This window comes from Streptomyces sp. NPDC054047, assembly GCF_055585065.1.
On record NZ_JBVJKV010000009.1, the window covers coordinates 34,682 to 53,900 of the forward strand.

The window sequence follows — 19,219 nt, forward strand, 5'->3', positions numbered from 1 at the left end:
TGATGCGAAGCAGCAACGGCAGGAACAGCAGCGGAAACAACGGCGGGAGCCGTGGTGGCAACAGCGGCAGCCGTGGCAGCAGCGGTGGGCGCCCGACCGGCGGCGGTCGCGGGAGCGGCGGTGGCCGCCCGACCGGCGGTGGCCGTGGCAGCGGTGGCGGCGCAGGCCGCGGCGGCAGCGGTGGCGGCCGCGACTTCCGGGGTTCCGGCAACAGCCCCGACCGGCAGGGCCGCGGCGCCGGTGGCGCGCGCGACGACCAGGCCGCGCCGAAGCGGGAGAGCAGGCCCCGTCCCGAGGAGCGCCGTTACGACGTAGGCGGCGACGCCTCGAAGAAGGGCCGTGGCGCGGCGGCGCGCGGCGGCGCCAAGGGCGGCCCCAGGGCACCTCAGGGCTCGGACCGGGGTACCCGGCGCGGCGCGGGTGCTCCCGCGACGTCCCGTGAGTACGACGCGCGGCAGGAAGAGCGCAACCGCGAGCGGTACGCGGGCAAGCCGAAGGTCAGCCCGCCCAAGACCTTCCCGGGCGCCGAGCAGGAGGGCGAGCGGCTGCAGAAGGTCCTCGCCCGCGCGGGCTACGGCTCGCGCCGTGCCTGCGAGGAGCTGGTCGAGCAGTCCCGTGTCGAGGTCAACGGCGAGATCGTGATCGAGCAGGGCATGCGGGTCCAGCCCGAGCGGGACGAGATCAAGGTCGACGGCCTGACGGTCGCCACCCAGTCGTACCAGTTCTTCGCCCTGAACAAGCCCGCCGGTGTCGTTTCCACGATGGAGGACACCGAGGGCCGCCAGTGCCTGGGTGACTACGTGACCAACCGCGAGACGCGGCTTTTCCACGTGGGCCGTCTGGACACGGAGACCGAGGGCGTCATCCTGCTCACCAACCACGGTGAGCTGGCCCACCGCCTCACGCACCCGAAGTACGGCGTGAAGAAGGTCTACCTCGCGCACATCGTGGGTCCGATCCCGCGCGACCTGGGCAAGCAGCTCAAGGACGGCATCCAGCTCGAGGACGGGTACGCCCGCGCGGACCACTTCCGCGTCGTCGAGCAGACCGGCAAGAACTACCTGGTCGAGGTGACGCTGCACGAGGGCCGCAAGCACATCGTGCGCCGCATGCTCGCGGAGGCCGGCTTCCCGGTCGACAAGCTGGTGCGGACGTCCTTCGGGCCGATCGCGCTGGGCGACCAGAAGTCGGGGTGGCTGCGCAGGATGTCCAACACCGAGGTCGGCATGCTGATGCAGGAAGTCGACCTCTAGGCAGTACGAAGATCCCGAGGCTCCGGCCCCGAGATCGGTGAAGGCGGCCGGTCCCTGCGCACGCAGGGGCCGGCCGCCTTTCTTCGTGTCTTGCGGGCCGACCTCCACACCTTTATAGTCTCAGTGACCATAAAGAAAAGGGGGTGGGGAGTCGTGCGGGGCTACGACAAGTACGCCTTCGAGCCGTTCGCCGTCACCGTCGACCTCGCCGTCTTCACCGTCCGCGCGGGCCGCCTGCACGTGCTGCTCGTGGAGCGCGGCCAGGAGCCGTACGCGGGCCGCTGGGCACTGCCCGGCGGATTCGTCCTGCCCGAGGAGTCGGCCGAGACCGCGGCGGAACGAGAGCTCGCCGAGGAGACCGGCCTCGCGGACAGCGGCGGGCTCCACCTGGAGCAGCTGCGGACCTACAGCGAACCGGACCGCGACCCGCGGATGCGCGTCGTCTCCGTCGCCTTCGCGGCGCTCGTCCCCGACCCGCCCGCGGTGCGCGCGGGCAGCGACGCGGCCCGCGCGGAGTGGCTGCCCCACGGCGCCCAGGGGCCGCTCGCCTTCGACCACGACCGCATCCTCGCCGACGCCCACGACCGCGTCCGCGCCAAGCTCGAGTACACCGGCCTCGCCACGGCCTTCTGCCCGCCAGAGTTCACGCTCGGCGAGCTGCGCCAGGTCTACGAGACGGTGTGGGGCGCCGAACTCGACCCGGCCAACTTCCGGCGCAAGGTGCTCGGCACGCCGGGCTTCGTCGAGGCCGTCCCCGGGGCGGCGCGCCTGACGGGCGGCCGGGGCAAACCGGCGGCCGTGTACCGCGCCGGTCCTGCCACCTCCCTGCACCCGCCCCTGCTCCGCCCCACGGTCACCCCCTCGGAAGGACAGCCCTCATGAAGCGTGCCGCCACCGGATCCCTCATAGGCCTCGCCCTGGGGGACGCGCTCGGCTTCCCGACCGAGTTCAACGACGTACCGTCGATCCTCGCCAAGTGCGGGCCCTGGCGGGAGATGGAGCTGCCGAGGCCCGCGATCGTCACGGACGACACGCAGATGACGCTGGCGCTGGGCCGCGGCCTGCGGACCGCCATGGACCGGGGACCGCTCGGGCCGAAGCGGATGGAGCGGCCGGTGCGCGAGGAGTTCGTGGACTGGTACCAGTCGCCGGAGAACAACCGCGCGCCCGGCAACACCTGCCTGAAGGCCTGCTACCTGCTCAAGACCGGCAAGCCGTGGGAGGAGGCCAGCCAGGTGCACTCCAAGGGCTGCGGCGCCAACATGCGCGTCGCGCCCATCGGACTGGCCCCCGGCCTGAGCGACGAGCAGCGTTCGGGCGCGGCCCAGTTGCAGTCCGCGCTCACCCACGGTCACCCCACCGCGCTCGCCGCGTCGGACCTCACGGCGCACGCCGTACGTCTCCTTGCGCAGGGCGCCGAGCCGACGGGGCTCGTCGGGCTGCTGCGCTCCTACGCGTACGAGAACCGCGAGACGTACCGCGCGCAGTGGCTCGGCGAGCTGTGGACGCGCGCGGACGATCCGACGCCCGAGGCGTTCATGGCCCGCGGCTGGGACGAGTGCCTGGCCGTCCTGGAGCGCCTCGAAGCCGCGCTGAAGCACACCAACCCGGAGACGGACCCCTGCCTGGCCACGGGGGAGGGCTGGATCGCCGAAGAGGCGCTCGCCACGGCGCTGCTGTGCTTCCTGCAGTTCGTGGACGAGCCCCTCACCGCGCTGCGCAGGGCCGCCTGCACCTCGGGCGACTCCGACTCGATCGCCTGCCTGACCGGCGCCTTCGCGGGCGCCCACCTGGGCGCGGACGCCTGGCCCGCCGAGTGGGCCGAGCGGATCGAGTACCGGCAGGAGCTGCTGGAGCTCGGCGCGCTCTGGGACGGGGACGGCCGAGTCGCCTAGGCCGCTGCCGCCGATTCGCGGCGCACGCGGAACAGGAAGTCCTCGACCCGGCGGTGGTCCGGCTCGGCCGGCAGGGACGTGCGCGAGGCCGCCTCTTCCGCCTCTTCCGCGAGGCGTCGCATCCAGGACTCGATCTCCCGCCAGGGCACCTCGCCCCGCTTGACCGCGAGCAGCGGCTCGCGCTGGTCGCCGACATCGATGGTCAGCTCGCCCGTGCGCAGCAGGTCGCGGCAGCTGGTGAGGAGGCGCAGGAGGTGCATGGCGTGCTTCCAGCGGGGCGCGCCGTGCAGGCGTACGTCGGCCTCCAGCTTCTTGTGCTGGCCGAGCGCGTAGCCGGCGAAGGTGACGCGGGCCCGGCGGGAGAGGAACGCGTCGCGCAGGGCGACGAGCTCGCGGCCCGTGTCCGTCACGTGTTCCACGAGCGGCGAGTGCAGGCACTCCAGGATGTTCGGGTTGGCGCGCAGGGCCAGTTCGCAGAAGCGTTCCAGCTCCCAGCTGAACTGTTCCTCCGCCGGGCCCTCCACGTGCGTGGGCGGCTTGTCGAAGTGCCAGAAGAGCGGGGTGGGGGCCAGGAAGACGCCCCTGCGGTCGGTGTCGCTGCCGTCCGTGGCCAGGCCGAAGGCGCGCGAGCCCATCACGCAGGCGTAGACGGTGTGGTCGCGTACGAGATCCAGATCGGGGCCCGGGGCCTTGGGGCTGTGCATGCGGGGAGCGTACGGCCAGGAGCTAGCCGAGGGTGATCGAATTTCCGGTGACCTTGATGTTCTGCGGGGGCAGCGGGCGCGGCGCAGGGCCGTCCGCCACCGAGGCGTCGGCCACGCGGTACTTGCTGCCGTGGCAGGCGCAGTTGATCGTGCCGTCCGACACCTCGCTGACGATGCAGCCCGAGTGCGTGCAGACCGCGGAGAAGGCCTTGAAGTCGCCCTTCTCCGGCTGGGTCACCACGACCTTCTTGTCCTTGACGACCTTGCCGCCGCCGACCGGGATGTCGGAGGTCTTGGCCAACTCCTCTGCCTTGGGAGGTGGTTGATCCTTGTCGCCCGGCTTCGACGCCGAGGGCGATGCCGTCGGCGGCTGCGACTTCGGCGCCTCCGGTTCCGCGCCCTCGTCCCCGTACTTGGTGCACCCGGCAGTCAGCGCGACCACGCCGCCCGCGGCGATGACGGTGCGCCGTGAGGGGCGTGCGCCGCTCATGTCGTCACCCCGAACGTACGGAAGAACCACAGCGCCGACGTCCACCAGACCACCGTGAGGACCACGAAGACCAGGCCGCCGATCACCGGCAGCAGCCAGCCGGGCAGCTTCTCCGAGCGGAGCAGCAGCATCTTGGCGCTGAATGCCCCGAAGAAGAAGCAGCCCAGCAGCGAGTGCCACATCACCCGGCTCGAGTACGTCTGGTAGCCGAGCGCGTAGAGGCAGTGGACCGCCACGGGGACCGCCACCAGGAACGCGATCCGGCCCGACCAGCGGTGCAGCGCCGACGACCAGGACGGTCCCGGCAGGCGCCCGTACACCATGAGCGCCGACACGATCTGGACCAGCGCGAAGGCGAACGCCGTGGTGCCCAGCCAGGCCTTGACCGCGCTCGTGCTGCTGAACCCGGCGAGGTTGAAGGCCGTGCCCTCGGGGTCGTGCGTCTTGCCGTACACGCCGAGACCGACGGCGACCGCGGCGGCGACCAGGGCGGGGACGAGGTAGCGGGCGGGGTGCGGGCGGCGGTGGTCGCCCGCCGCCGGGGGCGGGCCGAAGCCGCCCTGTGTCGCGGCGTTCGGATCGACGCTCATGGCGGCTCCCTGGTCGGGGCGGAGCGGGGTCAGGGCACGACGGGACGGGCGGTGAGCTCACCGCCGTCGAACGGGACGGTGCCGGTCTCCGGGTCGAGGCGCGGGGCCTTCTGCGGCTTGCCGTCCTGCTTGAGGATCCCGACCTGCCGCCCGTCGGGCAGGACGATCCAGCCGCCGTCGATCTCGGCGCCGCGCACCTCGGTCGTCGCGCGGTACAGACCGGAGGGCTTCTTCGCCCTGGCGGCGGTGAAGTCCCGCGGCTTCTTGTCGATCTCGACCTTGCCGCGCACCGCGTTGTCGGCGAGCGTGGCCTCCAGCTTCGCGCCGTGCTTGCCGGTCAGCCGCATGGAGCCGTCGTCCTCGACGTCGCCCTTCAGCCAGGACTCCGCGTCGCGGCCGTTGCAGTAGTACGCGATGGCCTTGTCGTCGCGGATCGAGAGGGAGATCGCGGCGGCGTCGTCAGCGGTGCGGCCCGCGTACTCGGACTTCCCGGGAGGCCTCTTCGAGGGGCTCTTCGAAGGGCTGTCGGTGGGCTTGGCGGACGGGGCGTCCTCGGTGGGTTTCGCGGAGGTGGGCTCCGCGGACGTGGGCGCGGGCGACGCGGCGCCGGGCGCGTCCCCTCCGTACGACGTGTTGCCCGTCCCTGTCGTCGCGTTGAGCGACAGCATGAACAGGGCCAGCAGCAGCCCCCCGAGGAGCGTGTAGAGCGGTCCGGAGCGCTTCATGCGGGCCTCCCCCGAGGCGTGGCCTTGACGGCCCCTCCATGCAAGCGGACCCGTGCCCCCGGCGTCCATAGTTGAACGGCCACCAATCGGGCCAAGTGGCGACAGGGGGCGATTAGGGCGACATTGGCATGGTCCGAGGTCCGCGCCCGTTCGAGGCGCCGGCCCGGCCCCTCACTCGAAAGGCGCGACCATGGCGGGTAACGATCTGGGAAGCCTTCTCGGCGGTCTCCTCGGCGGCGGACAGGGCGGCCAAGGCGGCGCGGCCGGAGGCTCCGGAGGCGGCAACGTCCTCGGCTCGCTGCTCGGCGGACTGCTCGGCGGCGGCGCGGGTGGCGCGGGCGGCGCCCAGGGCGGCGCCGGCGGGAACAACCCGCTGGGCGGCCTGATGGACATGATCACGAAGTCCGGCCTGGTCAGCCAGGACCAGCTCGACTCCTGGGTCGGCAAGGGCGACAACCAGCCGCTGAGCCCGGACCAGGTCAAGCAGGCCGTCCCCGACGAGACCCTGGACAAGGTCGCCACCGACGCGGGCGTCAGCCGTGACGAGGCCGCGGACCAGATCGCCCGGCAGCTGCCCCAGGCCGTCGACAAGCTGACCCCGGAGGGTCAGGTCCCGACCGGCTCGCTGGAGGACATCATCAAGGAGCAGAAGCTCTGATCCCACCCCGGTGAGGCAACGCGGCGTCCGTCTCGGCAGGCGGGCGCCGCGCACTCGTCCCCGGGGCCCTGACTACCCTTGTCGGTACATCGGTCATACGTACGCGAGCGAGGAGCAGCACTGTGGCGGTACGAGCGGTCCGGGGCGCCGTCCAACTGGAGCGGGACGCGGCCGACCACATGGACGAGCAGGTCGGCGAGCTGCTCACCGCCATCCTCGAGCGGAACGCGCTGACGCAGGAGGACCTGATCAGCATCTGGTTCACCGCGACGCCCGACCTGCACAGCGACTTCCCCGCGGCGGCGGCCCGCAGGCTGGGCATCGTGGACGTCCCGCTGATCTGCGCGCAGGAACTGCAGATCGAGGGCGCCATGCCGCGGGTCGTCCGCGTCCTCGCACACATAGAGTCCCCCAAGCCCCGTTCCGAGATCACGCACGTCTACCTCGGCGCCGCGGCCACCCTGCGCAAGGACATCGCCCAGTGAGAACCGCCCTCGTCATCGGCACCGGCCTGATCGGCACCTCCGCCGCCCTGGCCCTCGCATCGCGCGGCGTGAGCGTGTACCTCGCCGACCACGACCCCGGACAGGCGCGCACGGCGGCCGCGCTCGGCGCGGGCACCGACGAAGCCCCCGAGGGCCGTGTCGACCTGTGCGTCGTCGCCGTGCCGCCCGCGCACGTCGCGTCGACGCTGGCCGACGTGATGCGGCGCGAGGTGGCCCGCGGCTACCTCGACGTGGCCAGCGTCAAGGGCGGCCCGCGCCGTGAGCTCGAGGCGCTCGGCATCGACCTCACCCCGTACATCGGCACGCACCCCATGTCGGGACGCGAGCGCAGTGGGCCCCTCGCCGCCACCGCCGACCTCTTCGAGGGACGGCCCTGGGTGCTCACGCCCACCCGCGACACCGACACCGAGGTCCTCAACCTCGCCCTGGAGCTCGTCGCCCTGTGCCGTGCCGTGCCGGTCGTCATGGACGCCGACGCGCACGACCGCGCGGTCGCCCTCGTCTCGCACATGCCGCACCTGGTCTCCAGCATGGTCGCGGCACGGCTGGAGAACGCCGAGGAGACGGCGGTGCGCCTGTGCGGACAGGGCATCCGCGACGTCACGCGCATCGCGGCCTCGGACCCGCGGATGTGGATCGACATCCTGTCGGCCAACCCCGGCCCCGTCGCCGATCTGCTGTCCGCCGTCGCCACCGATCTCGACGAGACGGTGACGGCGCTGCGGGCGCTCCAGTCGGCCGACGACGGGAAGCGGCGCGAGGGCGCCGCCGGGGTCGAGAACGTGCTGCGGCGGGGCAACGCGGGACAGGTCAGGGTGCCCGGCAAGCACGGTGCGGCGCCGGCCGTGTACGAGGTCGTCGCGGTGCTCATCAACGACCAGCCGGGGCAGCTGGCGAAGATCTTCGCCGACGCGGAGCGGGCCGGGGTGAACATCGAGGACGTACGCATCGAGCACGCGACGGGTCAGCAGGCGGGTCTCATGCAGCTGATGGTGGAGCCGAAGGCGGTCCCGGTGCTCACCGCGGCACTGCGGGAGCGGGGCTGGGCCATCCGGCAGTGAAGAGCTGGGGCATCCGGCAGTAAGAGGTGCGCGCGGGAGCCAGTAACCTTGTGCGGGGCGTGTCCGCGCCCCGCTACCCTCCCCCCGCGTCCTGAGAAAGGTGTCCGCACCCCGTGGAAACCGTGGAAACCGCCGGTTCGGCGCCCGCAGCAGTGATCGTCGCCATCGACGGGCCCTCCGGCACGGGCAAGTCGAGCACCTCCAAGGCCGTCGCCGCCCAGCTCGGCCTCAGCTACCTGGACACCGGTGCCCAGTACCGTGCGATCACCTGGTGGATGGTGCACAACGGCATCGAGCTGACGGACCCGACCGCCATCGCCGCGGTCGCGGGCAAGCCCGAGATCATCTCCGGCACCGACCCGCTGGCCCCGACCATCACGGTCGACGGCACGGACGTCGCCGGGCCGATCCGTACCACCGAGGTCACCTCCAAGGTCAGCGCCGTCAGCGCCGTCCCCGAGGTGCGCGCCCGCATCACGGAGCTGCAGCGCACCATCGCCGCCTCCGCCGAGAAGGGCATCGTCGTCGAGGGGCGTGACATCGGTACGACCGTCCTGCCCGACGCCGACCTGAAGATCTTCCTGACGGCTTCGCCCGAGGCCCGCGCCGCGCGCCGCAGCGGCGAGATCAAGGGCTCGGACGTCGCCGCCACGCGTGAGGCGCTCATCAAGCGGGACACGGCCGACTCCAGCCGCAAGACGTCCCCGCTGGCCAAGGCCGACGACGCCGTCGAGGTGGACACCACCGAGCTCACGCTGCAGCAGGTCATCGAGTGCGTCGTCACCCTCGTCGAGGAGAAGCGGGCAGCGAAGTGACGGCGGCGCCATCGGAACGGGGTGCGGAGGTCGGCCGCCGCATCGGCGTCGGCCTCATGTACGGCCTGTGGAAGCCCCGCGTCCTCGGCGCCTGGAAGGTCCCCGCGACCGGCCCGGTGATCCTGGCCGTGAACCACTCCCACAACGTCGACGGCCCGATGGTGATGGGCACGGCGCCCCGGCCGACCCACTTCCTCATCAAGAAGGAAGCGTTCATCGGCCCCCTGGACCGCTTCCTGCGCGGCATCGGGCAGGTGAAGGTGGACCGTGAGATCGCCGACCGCACGGCGATCACCCGGGCCCTTGGCGTGCTCGACGACGGCGGCGTCCTCGGGATCTTCCCCGAGGGCACCCGGGGCGAGGGAGACTTCGCCTCGCTGCGCGCGGGCCTGGCCTACTTCGCCGTACGCAGCGGGGCGCCGATCGTCCCGGTGGCCGTACTGGGAAGCACGGAGAAGCGCGGACGGTTGATAAAGGGGCTGCCCCCGCTGCGCAGCAGGGTCGACGTCGTCTTCGGCGACCCCTTCGAAGCGGGCGACGGCAGCGGACGGCGCACGCGCACGGCCCTCGACGAGGCGACCGTGCGCATCCAGCAGCGGCTCACCGCTCACCTGGACAACGCCAGGCGCCTGACCGGGCACTGAGCGAGACTTTCAGTAGTGGCCCGTCGCGAGGCGGTCCACCGATCACGAATACGACAGAGGTACGGACTTCATGAACGACCAGATCCAGCCCGAAGGCTCGGCTGCACACGAGCACGGGGCGCTTGGCGATGCCGAGTACGCGGAGTTCATGGAGCTCGCCGCGGAAGAGGGCTTCGACCCCGAGACCGTCGAAGGCGCGATCGGCGAGGCGGGCCACGGCCCGCTGCCCGCCCTCGCGGTCATCGGCCGCCCGAACGTCGGCAAGTCGACCCTCGTCAACCGCATCATCGGCCGCCGCGAGGCCGTCGTCGAGGACCGCCCCGGCGTGACCCGCGACCGCGTGACGTACGAGGCCGAGTGGGCGGGCCGCCGCTTCAAGCTCGTCGACACCGGCGGCTGGGAGCAGGACGTCCTCGGCATCGACGCCTCCGTGGCCGCCCAGGCCGAGTACGCGATCGAGGCGGCCGACGCGGTCGTCTTCGTCGTGGACGCCACGGTCGGCGCCACCGACACGGACGAGGCGGTCGTACGTCTCCTTCGCAAGTCGGGCAAGCCCGTCGTGCTGTGCGCGAACAAGGTCGACGGCCAGTCCGGCGAGGCCGACGCCACCGCCCTGTGGGCCCTGGGCCTCGGCGAGCCGCACCCCGTCTCCGCGCTGCACGGCCGCGGCACCGGCGACATGCTGGACGCCGTCCTGGACGCGCTGCCCGAGGCGCCCGCCCAGACCTTCGGCACCGCGCTCGGCGGCCCGCGCCGCATCGCGCTCATCGGCCGTCCGAACGTGGGCAAGTCGTCCCTGCTCAACAAGGTGGCGGACGAGGACCGCGTGGTCGTGAACGAGGTCGCGGGCACCACCCGTGACCCGGTCGACGAGCTCATCGAGCTCGGCGGCATCGTCTGGAAGTTCGTGGACACCGCGGGCATCCGCAAGCGCGTCCACCTCCAGCAGGGCGCCGACTACTACGCGTCGCTGCGCACGGCGGCCGCCGTCGAGAAGGCGGAGGTCGCGGTCATCCTGATCGACGCCAGCGAGTCGATCAGCGTCCAGGACCAGCGCATCGTCACCATGGCCGTCGAGGCGGGCCGCGCCATCGTCGTCGCCTTCAACAAGTGGGACATCCTCGACGAGGAGCGCCGCTACTACCTGGAGCGGGAGATCGAGACCGAGCTCCTCCAGGTTGCGTGGGCCCCGCGGGTCAACGTCTCCGCCGAGACCGGCCGCCACATGGAGAAGCTCGTCCCGGCGATCGAGACGGCCCTCGCGGGCTGGGAGACGCGTGTGCCGACCGGTCGGCTCAACGCCTTCCTCGGCGAGCTCGTGGCCTCGCACCCGCACCCGATCCGGGGCGGCAAGCAGCCCCGCATCCTCTTCGGCACGCAGGCGGGCACGAAGCCGCCGCGGTTCGTGCTCTTCTCCTCCGGCTTCATCGAGCACGGCTACCGCCGCTTCGTGGAGCGCAGGCTCCGTGAGGAGTTCGGCTTCGAGGGCACGCCGATCCACATCTCGGTGCGGGTGCGCGAGAAGCGCGGCCGCAACAAGTAGGCACCGCGACGCGTCAGCGCGGACAGACCGATGGGCCGGGCCCCGCCTTCTTCGTGAAGGCGGGGCCCGGCCCGTTCGCGACGGCGCCTCAGCGCTCCCTGCGCGGCCCCGGCGGCAGCGCCGCGGGGAACTGCTGGTACCCCGTGCCGTGCTGATCGTGGCCGCCGTAGCGGGTGACGTGCAGCTGGCTGAAGGTGTTGTGCCGGGGGTCGTACCGGTCGCCGGCACGGTGCATGCCGTAGGGCGAGCCGCCGAACGACGTGAAGCCCAGATCCTCCTCGCCGGTCCGGTCACCCGGAAGGGCCTTGAACGACCTGCGGTACTCCGAGTAGAGCGCGTCGTAGATCGGTGTGGCCGAGTGGTCGGCCCCCGTCTCCTGCGCGGAGCGCATGGAGGGGATGGGGGTCTGGTACGCCGGCCGGGGGCGGGAGGGGTCGTATGTGTGCACGTATGTGCCAACGACCCTGTCCGCGTACGGATGCGGGGGCCGCGCCGCTTTCACGGGGCGCCGGGAGTGTGACCGGCGCAGTCGGGATGCGGAGCGCGGTGGCGGCGCGGCCCCTGGGGGCTCAGGTGCCGGCGAGCGGCATCGACGCCGCGACCAGCCGCCCGTGCACCGCCGCCTTGTCCAGGGCCCCGCGCAGCAGGTCCTCGCGGGGCTGGCGGCCGATGGAGCCGACCGGCGCCGCGAACAGGAGCACCGTCTGCAGCTTGTTGGCCGCGGACCGCCAGGCCTCGGTGACCTGGAGCGGGTGGTGGGCCTGCCACCAGGCGACGGGGGAGCCGCCTGTGCCGGGCTGGAGCACGGCGTGCAGCTGACCCGCGGCGAGCAGCACCGACCAGCCGTGCAGCGCCGGTGGCACGCCGTCCAGCGAGGCGATCGGGTGGAAGCCCTGCTCGACCAGGAGCTGGAGGAAGTCGTCGCCGCCGCCGGGCGCGGTGCCGGGGCGCGCGATGGCGCCGGTCGGCTCGACGACGAGCGCGGGCCGCAGCTCGCCCTCGATCAGGACGAGACCGCTGGTCACGCCCAGGACCGCCTGGTCGGGCACTCCCTCGCCGGGAGCGGGGGCGGGGACCCCGGCGAGGCCGGTGCCGTCCTCGCCGGTGATCGAGCGCACGGCACCCTGCAGCTGCTCCTCGGAGACCTGGACGATCTGGGAGGGCAGGCAGGTGGCGTGGGCGAAGGCGAGTACGGCGGTTTCGTCGCCGATGAACAGGACCGTGCTGGTGCGTTCCTGCTCCGTGTCGCCGGGAGTGCGGCAGGAGGTGCAGTCGTAACTGCCCGGGGCGTTCTCTCCGGCGAGCAGCCGGTCGGCTTCTTCGTCGCCGATCTCGGCGCGGACGTCGTCGCCGACGTCGAGCATGCGCGGCACGGGTGGCTCCTCGGAATCGTTGCGTACGGACCGGGGGTGCCCGGCTCATAAGAAGACAACGGGCGATCAGTGGCACAGGTCACGCGTGAAGGCGAACGGAATCGAACCATCCGCAGCGGAGGGTGAGTTGTCCGGCGGAATCCGTCACTGAGCGCCAACGTCTGCTGCGTACAGGGAAGTTGGTGCGGTGAGCTGAGTCACAGATCACCAGGTCGACCGGTCGACAAATCATGAAATCAGTGAATTAAGTGGCTGGCTTGAATTCGCCGATACTCCGGGTAACGGCCAACTGGCCTGGAATGACAAGGAGTTGGTTGATATCGGGGCGAGCAGGCACCTAGATTCCACCGCCGTGTGCAGCGAGCACCGCTCGGGTACGTCCGCCGGCCGCACCAGCCAGCTCAAGCACCGCGGCACAGGAGTGCCGCACTCCGGCGGACGGGGTGAGCGGACCTCCGGCGTCAGATGCGCGAGGAGGTCCGGGACACCTGGGGGACCCCGGGTCCTTCGAGAGGGATATTCATGTCCGCACGTCCCAAGTGCGTTCGCAGGACAGCAGTGATCGGCGGAGCGGCGTTGCTCGCCCCGCTGGGACTGCTCACCGCCACCGGCCAGGCGTCGGCGGCGGACGGCGGAGTGTGGGATCGCATCGCTCAGTGCGAGAGCGGCGGAAACTGGCAGATCAACACCGGGAACGGCTACTACGGAGGGCTCCAGTTCTCCGCGTCCACCTGGCGCGCGTACGGCGGAGGAGCCTATGCGGCGACCGCCGACAAGGCGTCCAAGGCGCAGCAGATCGCTGTCGCCACGAAGGTCCAGCGTGCTCAGGGGTGGGGCGCTTGGCCCAGCTGTTCGGCGCGTGCGGGTGCGTCCGGCAGCGCGCCGGGGGCGGCGGCCGCTCCCGCGGCCCCCAAGGCGGCCAAGGCGCCCCGGGCCCCCAAGGCGGCGCAGGCTCCGAAGGCGGCGAAGCAGCGGCCCGCCACGCCGCGGCAGCACGTGCCGAGCCATGCCGACCGGGGCTCGGGGCGCGGTGACTACACCGTTCGGCAGGGGGACACCCTGAGCCGGATCGCGGCGGCGCACGGCGTCAGCTGGCAGAAGGTGTACGCCGCCAACAAGGCGGTCATCGGCGGGGACCCGAACGTGATCCTGCCCGGGCAGCGGCTCGACCTCTGAGCTCCGGCCGTTCAGGGGCGCGGTCCCGCCCGGTCGTCCGACCGGGCGGGGCCGCGCCCGTGGCGGCGCGGCACGGCTCCGCGCCGCGGGGGCGCTGCCTAGCGTGGGCGGATGTATCCGATGCCGATCAAGAGTCTCCGCTCGTCGTGGCCCGCTGGTCTGGTCATCGTCGCCGCCGGCTCACTGCTGCTGCCCGGGTCCGCGAACGCGGCTCCGACCCCGCCGCGGCCCCTTCCGGGGCCGGGGGCCGGTCTTGCCGCGTACGACTGCTCCCGCACCGCGGGGCGCTGGGAGTGCCTCGCGGAGTGCGAGAGCACCAGCCGGTGGCATGTGAACACGGGGAACGGCTTCTACGGAGGGCTGCAGTTCAAGCAGTCCACCTGGGAGGAGTTCGGCGGGCTCAAGTACGCGCGGCGCGCCGACCTCGCCACCAAGGCGGAGCAGATCAAGGTCGCCGAGGCGGTGCTGCGGGTCCAGGGCTGGAAGGCCTGGCCCGTGTGCTCCAAGAGGATTCCCCGGGAGATCCGGGAGGGCTGGGGCGTCGTGCACGTCGTCAAGGCGGGGGAGACGCTGAGTTCCATCGCCCGCCGATACGACGTCAAGGGCGGATGGGAAGCCCTGTATCGAGCCAATCGCAAGGCGGTCGGGAGCAGCCCCGACAGGCTGGCGGTCGGCACGAAGCTGGTCATCCCGAAGAAGACGGCCAAGGCGCCGCCTGAGCCGGGGAAGCAGTCCAAGCCGGGGAAGCCGGGTAAGCAGTCCAAGCCGGGCAAGCCCGTGGAGCCGGGGGAGTCGGCGAAGCCCTCCAAGTCCGCGAAGCCTTCCAAGCCCGCCGAGTCGGCGAAGCCCTCCAAGCCCGCCGAGTCGGCGAAGCCCTCCCAGTCCGCCAAGCCCGCCGAGTCGGCGAAGCCAGCCGAGTCGCCTGAGCCCGCCGGGTCGGTCAAGCCTGGCGCATCGCCGGAGCCTGCCGGGTCGGCTAAGCCCGCTGAGTCCGCGAAGCCTGACGGGTCGTCTAAGCCTGCCGAGTCGGCGAAGCCCGCCGGGTCGGTCAAGCCGGACGCATTGCCCGAGCCTGCCGGGTCGGCGAAGGCGAAGCCTTAGGCGTCGGTCAAGCCTGAGGTGTCGGTTCCGGCGAGTTCGGCTGCCTCGCCGCTGAACACGACCGCGCCACGGCGCAGTTCGTGCACCACCACTGCCGTCCGGCCGCCCGCGTGCTCGCGCCGCAGGCCGGGCGGCAGGCGTTGTTCCGCGGTGAGGACGCAGGTGGGGGTGGTGCGCGCGCTCAGGCCGACGAGGAGGTCGTACGTCCGGGAGGCGACGGCGGGGGACATGCCCTGGGTGGGTTCGTCGATGAGGATCACGCGGGCGTGGGGTGTGAGGAGGGCGCGGGAGAGGGCGAGCATGCGCTGCTCGCCGCCGGAGAGGGTGCCTGCCGGGCGGGGGAGGAGCGGGCGCAGCTCGGGGTACGCGTCCAGGGCCGGGGTGATGTCGGCCTTCCGGCCGGGGCCGGAGAGGCCGAGGTTCTCGGCGACGGTGAGGTGGCCGAACACCGCTTGTCCGTCCGGTACGAAGCACAGGCCGCGCCGTGCGCGTGCGTGGGCGGGGAGCCGGGTGACGTCGGTGCCGTCCCAGGTGACGGTGCCGCTGGTGAGGGGGGCCGTGCCGGCCAGGGCGCGCAGTGTGGTGGTGCGGCCCGAGCCGTTGCGGCCGAGGAGGACGGTGAGGCCGGGGGCGGGGGCGGCGAGGGTCACGCCGTGCAGGGCCTCCAGGGGGCCGTAGCGGACGCGGGCTTCGTGGAGTTCGATGCCGGTTCTCATGGGGCTGTCCTGTGGAGGACTTCGGTCGGGGGGCCGGAGGTGACGATGCGGCCCGCGGCCATGACGTGCACGGTGTCGGCGAGGTCCGCCACCAGGTCGATGTCGTGCTCGACCACGAGGAGCGCCATGCCGTCGGCCGCGAGGGCGCGCAGGACGCGGGCCAGTGCGGCCACTTCGGCGGTGTCCAGGCCTGCTGCCGGTTCGTCCAGGAGGAGGGTGTGGGGTTGGCCTGCGAGGGCTCGGGCCAGTTCTACGCGGCGGAGGGTGCCGGTGGGGAGGTCCGCGGCGGGGTGGTGGCGGGTGGCGTCGTCGTGGAGGGAGAAGAGGCGAAGGGCTTGGGCGGTGGCTTGAGGGTGGGTGAGTCTTCCCTGCTCTGTGCCCACTTGGACGTTCTCCATGATGGTCAGGGACGGGAAGACCGCCAGCTGTTGGAACGTGCGGGCCAGGCCCAGGCGGGTGCGGGCGTGAGCGGGTGTGCCGGTGATGTCCTTGCCGTCGAAGGTGATGCGTCCGGAGTCGGGGCGGAGGGTGCCGGCCAGGCAGTGGAAGAGGGTGCTTTTGCCTGCGCCGTTGGGGCCTACTACGGCGGTGATGTGGCCGGGGGGTACGGAGAGGTCGACGCGGTCCAGGGCGGTGAAGCCGTCGTAGGTGGCGGTGATTCCGTGGGCTGTCAGGGGGTGGGGGGCTTTGCGGTGGGGGTGACGGGGGGTGGGGGGCAGGGCTGCTTCGTCGTTGGGGTGGCTGGGGTGTGGGGCTGTTTCGTGGTGGGGTTGAGGGGGGTGCGGGGCCTCGCGGTGTGGGTGACCGGGGGGCAGGGATTTGTCGCTCTGGCGGCCGGGGTGCGGGGCTGTTTCGTGGTCTGGTTGAGCGGGGTGCGGGGTTTCGCGGCGGGGGCGATCGGGGGACGGGGCCGCGTCGGTATGTCCGTCCTCGCTATCGTCCGGTGGCCGCGTAGCTGCTTCGGCGCCGGAGCGCCGCGAACCGTGCTCCGGGCGGACATACCGACCCGTCCCCTCGGGCCGGACCGGCGTCTGCGGCCCGGTGCCGCTCTCCCGCGCTCGCGCGCCACCACTTTCACCGTCCGGCTGTCCGTCGCGGGCGGGAGGCCGGGTGGAGCCCCTCTGCTCGCCGCGGGGCGGCCGGGCGGGGCATTGCCACCAACGGCGTGACGGAGTGGAGTTCGTCTGTTCGTTGTGGCGCGGTCGGGCGGGGCCCAGTCGCCATCGGCGCGGTCGGGTGGGGGGCGTCGGCTTGCTGCGGGCCGATCGAGGGGCGCCCACCCACCATCGGCGTGACCGGGTGCGTCCTGCCCGCTTGCTGCGGGGAGGTTGTGTGGGGCTGAGCCGCCATCGGCGCGGTTGTGTGGGGTCTGTCGGCTCGCTGCGGGGTGTTCGAGGGGCGCCCACCCACCACCGGGGCGGCCGGGCGGGGCCCGCCCGCCATGGGCGCCATCGGGCGAGGAGCGCCCGCGCACTGTGGTGCCATCGGGCGAGGTCCGGTCGGGTGTTTTGGGGGGATCGGGTGGCTGGGTGGGAGAGCGGGGCCGGGTAGGGGTGGATGTGGGGGGTGTGGAGGGGTGGGGGCAGGGTGGTGCGGGTCCGGTGGGCCAGGGGGGTCAGGGAGCGGCGGCGGGGCCGGCCGGCGGGGGGCGGCACGCGGGTCAGCAGGACCGCGAGGACGCCGATCAGGGCCGCCGCCACACCGCCCCGCGTCCCCGCGTCAAGCCCCACCAGCAGCGCCGCCGCGAGCAGCGCGCCCAGGAGGCTGTCCGCGCCGAGGACCACCACCGCCGCGAACCAGAGGAGCCCGCGCACGGGGTCGTACGCGGCCGGGTCGAAGGCCCGCAGCCCCATGCCCAGCATCCCCCCGCCCAGCGCGGCCAGCGCCGCACCGGCCACGAAGGCCGTGAGCTTCAGGGTGCGGACCGGCACGCCCGCGGCCGCCGCCCCCGCCTCGTGGTCCCGCATCGCGGCAAGCGCGCGCCCCATGCGGCCCCGGCGCATGCTGCTCGCGAAGAGCAACGCCGCGGCGAGCAGGAGGAGTTCGAGGACGTAGTAGGCGCGGTCGCTGTCGAAGCCCGCGGGGCGGTCCAGGGTGAGCCCCGACGTCGCGTACGGCTGGGCGAAGACGAAGCGGCTCACGCCGACGCCCACCGCGAACGTCGCAAGGGCCAGCGCGAGCCCCCGGCGGCTGATCGCGGGCCAGCCGGTCAGGAGGCCGAGGGGGGCCACCAGGAGGACGGCCACGGCCAGGGCCGGGAGGTGGGGCAGCTCGGGCAGGCCCGGGAAGCGGCCCGCCGTCAGGAGCGCCGTGAAGAGCGCGCCCAGACCCGCGTACGCCGCCTGGCCCAGGGAGATCTGGCCGCCGCGCCCCGTCACGATCACCAGGGAGAGGAGGATCACCGCCAGCGCCGGGACCTGGACCGATGTCGTCAGGTCCGAGCCCGCGAAGCCCAGCGGGATCAGGAAGAGCACCGCCGCCACTATCCACGCGCCCGGCGGCGTCGGCACCCGTGCCGTCACCGCGCGCGGCAGCGTGGTCCGCGAGCCGATGCCCGGGAGCACCAGGGCCGCGACGAGGAGGGCCACCACGAAGAGGTTCGCGCCCAGCGCCTGGATCAGGGGCTCCGCCCAGCCCGACGGGTGCAGGCGGGTCAGCTGGCTCTGGGCCACGCCAAGGCCCAGGGCCACCACCACCGCGATGGACAGGCTGCGCATGCGGGCCGCCACCGCCACCGCCACCACCTCCATGACCAGGAGGGGCATGCCGTAGGGGTCGAGGCGTACGAAGGGGGCGAGCAGCGCGCCGGTCAGGCCCGCCGTGAAGGCGCCGAACGCCCAGCCCACCGACGCCACCCGGTCCGCGTCGATGCCGCTGAGGACCGCGAGCGGGCGGTTGTCGACCACCGCCCGCAGTTCGCCGCCGAAGCGGGTCCAGCGGGTGATCGCCCAGACCGCGGTGGCGAGGGCGACCGTCGCGGCCAGGGGGACCCAGGGGTCCGTCGACACGAGGGCGGGGGCGTCCGCCTTCGCTCCCGGGCCCCAGATCAGGGCGGCGCCTCCTACCAGGAGGATGAAGACGCCGATGGACGCCACCAGGGTCTGGGCCGGCTCGCTGCCCAGGACCGCCAAGGGGCGGAAGACCGCCTTCTCCAGGAGCAGGCCGATGGCCGGGGCGATCAGGAGGAGCGTGACCGCCGTGGCCAGGGGCAGCGGCCAGTGCCACTCCACCGTCAGTTGGCGCAGGACGTACGCGCAGACCATCGCGATCGCGCCGTGCGCGAAGTTGAGGACACCGGTCGCGCGGTACGTGACGATCAGGCCGATGCCGGTGAGGGCCGCCGCGCTGCCGACCGCGAGCCCGGCCAGCGTCAGGTCGTAGCTCAGGGAGGCCACCGGGTCATCGCTCCGGGGGAGCGGCGGCGGGCCGTGGTTCGCAGATGGGGCAGGGGCTCAGATCGCCGGTCGCGAGGATGTGGGCGTCCGCGGGGACGGCCTCCGGTTTCCCCGCCACCAGGGGGCAGTCCGCGCGGTGCCAGAGGGTTCCGCCGGGGATCATCAGCGATGCGCCGCTGGTCGCCACCGCCGGGGCCGGCCGCTCCGCCGCGGCGTCCGGCGTGCCCGCCGTCACCAGGAGCTCGTACAGCTCCTCCACGCGGGCCGTGGCCAGCGTGCTCCTGCCGTGGGTGAGGAGCACCGCCCCGGCGATGATCAGCGCGGCGCCCGGCACCGTGCACGACGCCAGATACGGGAGCTGCCGCTCGGCGAAGCGCTCGCCGGAGATGCCGTACCAGCCGACCACGCAGAGCACGGCGCCGGTGGCGAGGGCGGCGAAGGCCACCCAGAGGAGGGGGCGCACGGCGCGGAGCCGCGCCGAACGAGCTGTCCGATCCGATTGAGCCGCCCGCATCTGCGCCCCCTGGGACACGTTCGTAGCGTCGGTGGGCTGTCCATGTCAGCCGATGGCTTG

20 protein-coding genes are annotated in these 19,219 nt (G+C 72.8%); 11 read left to right on the forward strand and 9 right to left on the reverse strand.

Annotated elements, in window-relative coordinates:
• Positions 1–2 precede the first annotated feature (2 nt).
• The 3 genes from ACZ6ZP_RS28865 to ACZ6ZP_RS28875 all read left to right on the forward strand — a co-directional run bounded on the left by ACZ6ZP_RS28865 (position 3) and on the right by ACZ6ZP_RS28875 (position 3,148).
• Entirely contained in the window at positions 3–1,253 is a 1,251-nt protein-coding gene (locus tag ACZ6ZP_RS28865) for a pseudouridine synthase (protein WP_351171219.1), read from the forward strand.
• A 123-nt stretch (positions 1,254–1,376) separates the two neighbouring features.
• Positions 1,377–2,135, forward strand: coding sequence for an NUDIX hydrolase (locus ACZ6ZP_RS28870; protein WP_469408907.1), 759 nt, complete (start codon positions 1,377–1,379; stop codon positions 2,133–2,135).
• Positions 2,132–3,148, forward strand: coding sequence for an ADP-ribosylglycohydrolase family protein (locus tag ACZ6ZP_RS28875; protein ID WP_399982354.1), 1,017 nt, complete (start codon positions 2,132–2,134; stop codon positions 3,146–3,148). The genes ACZ6ZP_RS28870 and ACZ6ZP_RS28875 overlap by 4 nt, the downstream gene beginning before the upstream one ends.
• On the opposite strand, the gene ACZ6ZP_RS28880 is transcribed toward ACZ6ZP_RS28875, so the two are convergent.
• The 4 genes from ACZ6ZP_RS28880 to ACZ6ZP_RS28895 are packed head-to-tail and all read right to left on the reverse strand — an operon-like array spanning position 3,145 to position 5,657.
• Positions 3,145–3,852, reverse strand: a complete 708-nt coding sequence (locus ACZ6ZP_RS28880) for a nucleotidyltransferase domain-containing protein (RefSeq protein WP_383817966.1) — start codon at positions 3,850–3,852, stop codon at positions 3,145–3,147. The two genes, ACZ6ZP_RS28875 and ACZ6ZP_RS28880, sit on opposite strands and share 4 nt — an antisense overlap.
• 22 nt (positions 3,853–3,874) lie before the next feature.
• Positions 3,875–4,342 carry a Rieske (2Fe-2S) protein gene (locus ACZ6ZP_RS28885; RefSeq protein ID WP_366464697.1) on the reverse strand — a complete coding sequence of 156 codons (468 nt, stop codon included), beginning with the start codon at positions 4,340–4,342 and terminating at the stop codon, positions 3,875–3,877.
• A complete protein-coding gene (locus ACZ6ZP_RS28890; RefSeq protein WP_469408908.1) occupies positions 4,339–4,932 on the reverse strand; it encodes a DUF6529 family protein in 594 nt (197 codons plus the stop codon). Before ACZ6ZP_RS28890 ends, ACZ6ZP_RS28885 begins: the two co-directional genes overlap by 4 nt.
• A 29-nt stretch (positions 4,933–4,961) precedes the next feature.
• Positions 4,962–5,657 (reverse strand): hypothetical protein, encoded by a 696-nt coding sequence (locus ACZ6ZP_RS28895; protein WP_351171236.1) that lies wholly within the window; start codon positions 5,655–5,657, stop codon positions 4,962–4,964.
• A 190-nt stretch (positions 5,658–5,847) separates the two neighbouring features.
• On the opposite strand from ACZ6ZP_RS28895, the gene ACZ6ZP_RS28900 reads away from it, so the two are divergent.
• From ACZ6ZP_RS28900 to der, 6 genes are all read left to right on the forward strand, one after another.
• On the forward strand, positions 5,848–6,315 hold the full coding sequence (locus ACZ6ZP_RS28900) for a YidB family protein (RefSeq protein WP_351171239.1): 468 nt from the start codon (positions 5,848–5,850) through the stop codon (positions 6,313–6,315).
• Between the two features lie 122 nt (positions 6,316–6,437).
• Positions 6,438–6,800 carry a chorismate mutase gene (gene aroH, locus ACZ6ZP_RS28905; protein WP_351171242.1) on the forward strand — a complete coding sequence of 121 codons (363 nt, stop codon included), beginning with the start codon at positions 6,438–6,440 and terminating at the stop codon, positions 6,798–6,800.
• Complete coding sequence (locus tag ACZ6ZP_RS28910) at positions 6,797–7,882, forward strand: prephenate dehydrogenase (RefSeq protein WP_469408911.1); 1,086 nt, start codon at positions 6,797–6,799, stop codon at positions 7,880–7,882. The genes aroH and ACZ6ZP_RS28910 overlap by 4 nt, the downstream gene beginning before the upstream one ends.
• A 113-nt stretch (positions 7,883–7,995) precedes the next feature.
• Positions 7,996–8,697 (forward strand): (d)CMP kinase, encoded by a 702-nt coding sequence (gene cmk / locus ACZ6ZP_RS28915; protein WP_351171248.1) that lies wholly within the window; start codon positions 7,996–7,998, stop codon positions 8,695–8,697.
• Complete coding sequence (locus ACZ6ZP_RS28920; RefSeq protein ID WP_366464694.1) at positions 8,655–9,341, forward strand: lysophospholipid acyltransferase family protein; 687 nt, start codon at positions 8,655–8,657, stop codon at positions 9,339–9,341. Before cmk ends, ACZ6ZP_RS28920 begins: the two co-directional genes overlap by 43 nt.
• 70 nt (positions 9,342–9,411) lie before the next feature.
• Positions 9,412–10,884 (forward strand): ribosome biogenesis GTPase Der, encoded by a 1,473-nt coding sequence (gene der / locus ACZ6ZP_RS28925; protein WP_351171254.1) that lies wholly within the window; start codon positions 9,412–9,414, stop codon positions 10,882–10,884.
• Positions 10,885–10,972: 88 nt separating this feature from the next.
• Here der and ACZ6ZP_RS28930 read toward each other — a convergent pair whose 3' ends face one another.
• Both ACZ6ZP_RS28930 and ACZ6ZP_RS28935 read right to left on the reverse strand, forming a co-directional pair.
• Positions 10,973–11,275 carry a hypothetical protein gene (locus ACZ6ZP_RS28930; RefSeq protein WP_351171257.1) on the reverse strand — a complete coding sequence of 101 codons (303 nt, stop codon included), beginning with the start codon at positions 11,273–11,275 and terminating at the stop codon, positions 10,973–10,975.
• Positions 11,276–11,453: 178 nt separating this feature from the next.
• Complete coding sequence (locus ACZ6ZP_RS28935) at positions 11,454–12,257, reverse strand: hypothetical protein (protein ID WP_351171260.1); 804 nt, start codon at positions 12,255–12,257, stop codon at positions 11,454–11,456.
• A gap of 522 nt (positions 12,258–12,779) precedes the next feature.
• Between ACZ6ZP_RS28935 and ACZ6ZP_RS28940 the strand changes: the two genes are divergently transcribed.
• On the forward strand, positions 12,780–13,433 hold the full coding sequence (locus ACZ6ZP_RS28940) for a LysM peptidoglycan-binding domain-containing protein (RefSeq protein ID WP_351171263.1): 654 nt from the start codon (positions 12,780–12,782) through the stop codon (positions 13,431–13,433).
• Positions 13,434–13,553: 120 nt separating this feature from the next.
• Entirely contained in the window at positions 13,554–14,534 is a 981-nt protein-coding gene (locus ACZ6ZP_RS28945; RefSeq protein ID WP_469408915.1) for a LysM peptidoglycan-binding domain-containing protein, read from the forward strand.
• On the opposite strand, the gene ACZ6ZP_RS28950 is transcribed toward ACZ6ZP_RS28945, so the two are convergent.
• From ACZ6ZP_RS28950 to ACZ6ZP_RS28960, 3 genes are read right to left on the reverse strand one after another with little or no spacing between them, the layout of a single operon-like run.
• The gene (locus tag ACZ6ZP_RS28950; protein WP_383817975.1) at positions 14,531–15,250 is read right to left on the reverse strand and encodes an ABC transporter ATP-binding protein; all 720 of its coding nucleotides are present in this window, start codon (positions 15,248–15,250) and stop codon (positions 14,531–14,533) included. The genes ACZ6ZP_RS28945 and ACZ6ZP_RS28950 overlap by 4 nt on opposite strands.
• Complete coding sequence (locus ACZ6ZP_RS28955; RefSeq protein WP_469408917.1) at positions 15,247–18,645, reverse strand: ABC transporter permease subunit; 3,399 nt, start codon at positions 18,643–18,645, stop codon at positions 15,247–15,249. The genes ACZ6ZP_RS28950 and ACZ6ZP_RS28955 overlap by 4 nt, the downstream gene beginning before the upstream one ends.
• A gap of 4 nt (positions 18,646–18,649) precedes the next feature.
• Complete coding sequence (locus ACZ6ZP_RS28960) at positions 18,650–19,159, reverse strand: hypothetical protein (protein ID WP_468614791.1); 510 nt, start codon at positions 19,157–19,159, stop codon at positions 18,650–18,652.
• Positions 19,160–19,219: the final 60 nt, after the last annotated feature.

What these genes read in the sequence shown, in the direction of transcription:
- ACZ6ZP_RS28885 (WP_366464697.1), bottom strand. Translation starts at nt 4,342, where the DNA reads ATGAGCGGCGCACGCCCCTCACGGCGCACCGTCATCGCCGCGGGCGGC.
- ACZ6ZP_RS28890 (WP_469408908.1), bottom strand. Translation starts at nt 4,932, where the DNA reads ATGAGCGTCGATCCGAACGCCGCGACACAGGGCGGCTTCGGCCCGCCC.
- ACZ6ZP_RS28865 (WP_351171219.1), top strand. Translation starts at nt 3, where the DNA reads ATGCGAAGCAGCAACGGCAGGAACAGCAGCGGAAACAACGGCGGGAGC.
- der (WP_351171254.1), top strand. Translation starts at nt 9,412, where the DNA reads ATGAACGACCAGATCCAGCCCGAAGGCTCGGCTGCACACGAGCACGGG.
- ACZ6ZP_RS28960 (WP_468614791.1), bottom strand. Translation starts at nt 19,159, where the DNA reads ATGCGGGCGGCTCAATCGGATCGGACAGCTCGTTCGGCGCGGCTCCGC.
- ACZ6ZP_RS28940 (WP_351171263.1), top strand. Translation starts at nt 12,780, where the DNA reads ATGTCCGCACGTCCCAAGTGCGTTCGCAGGACAGCAGTGATCGGCGGA.
- ACZ6ZP_RS28895 (WP_351171236.1), bottom strand. Translation starts at nt 5,657, where the DNA reads ATGAAGCGCTCCGGACCGCTCTACACGCTCCTCGGGGGGCTGCTGCTG.
- ACZ6ZP_RS28875 (WP_399982354.1), top strand. Translation starts at nt 2,132, where the DNA reads ATGAAGCGTGCCGCCACCGGATCCCTCATAGGCCTCGCCCTGGGGGAC.
- ACZ6ZP_RS28900 (WP_351171239.1), top strand. Translation starts at nt 5,848, where the DNA reads ATGGCGGGTAACGATCTGGGAAGCCTTCTCGGCGGTCTCCTCGGCGGC.
- ACZ6ZP_RS28945 (WP_469408915.1), top strand. Translation starts at nt 13,554, where the DNA reads ATGCCGATCAAGAGTCTCCGCTCGTCGTGGCCCGCTGGTCTGGTCATC.
- ACZ6ZP_RS28930 (WP_351171257.1), bottom strand. Translation starts at nt 11,275, where the DNA reads ATGCGCTCCGCGCAGGAGACGGGGGCCGACCACTCGGCCACACCGATC.
- ACZ6ZP_RS28950 (WP_383817975.1), bottom strand. Translation starts at nt 15,250, where the DNA reads ATGAGAACCGGCATCGAACTCCACGAAGCCCGCGTCCGCTACGGCCCC.
- ACZ6ZP_RS28880 (WP_383817966.1), bottom strand. Translation starts at nt 3,852, where the DNA reads ATGCACAGCCCCAAGGCCCCGGGCCCCGATCTGGATCTCGTACGCGAC.